The 2,273-nt window shown below is 73.4% G+C and carries 2 protein-coding genes; both read right to left on the bottom strand.

Annotated elements, in window-relative coordinates:
* Positions 1–341: Mur ligase domain-containing protein (locus ND748_RS30310; protein ID WP_251749669.1), on the bottom strand; the 341-nt coding region annotated here is incomplete at its 3' end.
* A gap of 124 nt (positions 342–465) precedes the next feature.
* The coding region (locus tag ND748_RS30315) for a penicillin-binding protein 2 (RefSeq protein WP_251749667.1) at positions 466–2,273 on the bottom strand (1,808 nt) is incomplete at its 5' end.

Below are 2,273 nucleotides of genomic sequence, written 5' to 3' on the forward strand. Positions count from 1 at the left end.
CCCTGCGCGTCGGTGAGCACCGCCACCGCACCGCGGGCAATCGCGGCGGCGGCGAAGTCGGCCCCGTGCACGTGCGCTCCCGGCAGCGCCACGTAGAGGTCGCCGGGCGCCACCCGGCGGGAGTCGTGGGTGACGCCGCGCACGACCGCCGCCTCCGGACCGGGTACGGCGGGCGCCGTGGGGTCCGGACCGGGGCTGGCGGGCGCCGCGGCGGGCGCCCGTGGGAGTTGCGCGGTCGTGAGCACCGCGCGCAGATCAGCCAGGTCGCACGCCGTCGGGGCGGCCGGTCGGGGTGCCGGTGGGGTCACGCTGACGACCTTAGTGGGAGCAAGCTCGGCCATCGGCACGGGCGCCCGGGCATGGCGGTGGTCCACCGAATGCCGCCTGTGAACCAGTCCCGTACCGCCTGTCCAGGTCGCCCTGCCCCCTGTCGAGGTCGCCCTGCCCCCTGTCGAGGTCTCAGAGCTACTTGTCCAGGTCGAGGACGAGCGGCGACGGCTTCGTCGTCGGCTGCGGCACGCCGAGGGTGGTCAGGGCGAAGCTCATCACGCCCTGGAAGACCGGCGCGGCGACCTGCCCACCGAAATACCCCTTCTTCGGGTTGTCCAGGACGACCTCGACGACGACCTTCGGGTCGTCGGCCGGGGCGAAGCCGATGAACGACGACACGTACCCCTGATAGCCGCCGTGCACCGGGTCCGCCCGGTTCGCCGTACCGGTCTTGCCGGCCACCCGGTAGTTGTGGACCTCGGCGAGCGGCGCGGTGCCCTCGTTCGTCGCGACCGCCTCCAGCATCCGGCTCAGCGTGGCCGCGGTCTGCGCGCTGATCACCCGCTGGCCGGGGGGATGGGGGGTGACCTGGACGGTCCCGTCCGGGCCGGTGATGGCGTCGACGAGCCGGGGGGTGACCCGCACCCCGCCGTTGGCGACGGTGGCGTAGACCGACGCCATCTGCAGCGCCGTCGCCGACATGCCCTGCCCGTAGGAGATCGTCGCGGCCTGGCTGCCCGACCAGTCCTTCGCCGACGGCAGCAGGCCGGTGCCCTCGCCGGGGAAGCGCAGCCCCGTCTTCGCGCCGAGGCCGAAGGCGCGCAGCGCCTGCTCCAGCGCTGGGCGCCCGACCTGCTCGGAGACCTCCACGGTGCCGATGTTGCTGGAACGGGCCAGCACTCCGGCGGTGGTCAGATGCTCCACGCCGTGCTCCTCGGAGTCCCTGATGCGCACCCCGCCACGGATGATGGAGGGTGGAATGGTCAGCGGCGTCTGCGCGGTGATGATCCCGCGGTCGAGCGCGGCGGCCATCGTGATCACCTTGTTGACGCTGCCGGGCTCGTAGGCGTCCCGGGTCGACCGGTTGCCCAGCGCCGCGTTGTCTGCCGCGGTGATGTTGCGCGGGTCGAACTCGGGCGCGTCGGCCATCGCGAGGATGTCCCCGGTGCGGGGGTCCATCACGACGACGGTGCCGCCGTCGGCCTCGGAGGAACGCACCGCGTTGGCGATGGCCTGCTGGGCGTTCCACTGGATGTCGCGGTCGAGGGTGAGCCGCAGCGCCGAGCCGGGAACGGGATCACGTTGCCGGCCGTGGCCGGAGGGAATCTCGATGCCCTCCGGGTTGGCCTCCAGCACGCGCTTGCCGTCGGTTCCCCGCAGCAGCGCGTCGTACTCGAGCTCCAGGCCGCCCGCGCCCTCCAGCACATCCCCGTCGCCGCGCCGCATGAACCCGACGACGTTGGCCGCCAGCGGACCGGCCGGGTAGGTGCGGCCGCGCTCCTCGGTGATGCCGATGCCGTGCAGCTCCAGGGCGCTGACCCGCTTCGCGACGTCGGGGTTCAGGCCGCGGGCGAGGTAGACGAACTTGATGTGCCTGGTCGGGTCCGTCAGCAGCTTCGTCAACCTCGCCGTGCTGTCGTCGAGCACGGGGGCGAGCTTCGCGGCGGTCGCGCCGATGTCCCTGACGTTCGTCGGGTTCGCGTAGACCGCGCGCAGCTCGACGTGCTGGGCGAGAGTGTGGCCGGACCGGTCGGTGATCGCGCCGCGCACCGCGGGCAGCACGATCGTACGCAGCCGCTCCTTCTCGGCCTGCGCCGCGTAGGTCGACGCGGAGAAGCCCTGGAGCTGGGTCAGTCGCAGCGCGAGAATGCCGAGCAGCGCGCACATGAACACGATCGTGACCCGCAGCCGCCGCCGCGGGCTGCTCAGCTGGTAGTTGCGCCGGACCGGGGGACGCGGTGGCCGGCGGCCACCGCCGGCCCGCCCGCCACCCCGGCCCCGGC

The sequence above is a fragment of the Frankia sp. AiPs1 genome, from assembly GCF_023716945.1.
Classification (GTDB): Bacteria; Actinomycetota; Actinomycetes; order Frankiales; family Frankiaceae; genus Frankia.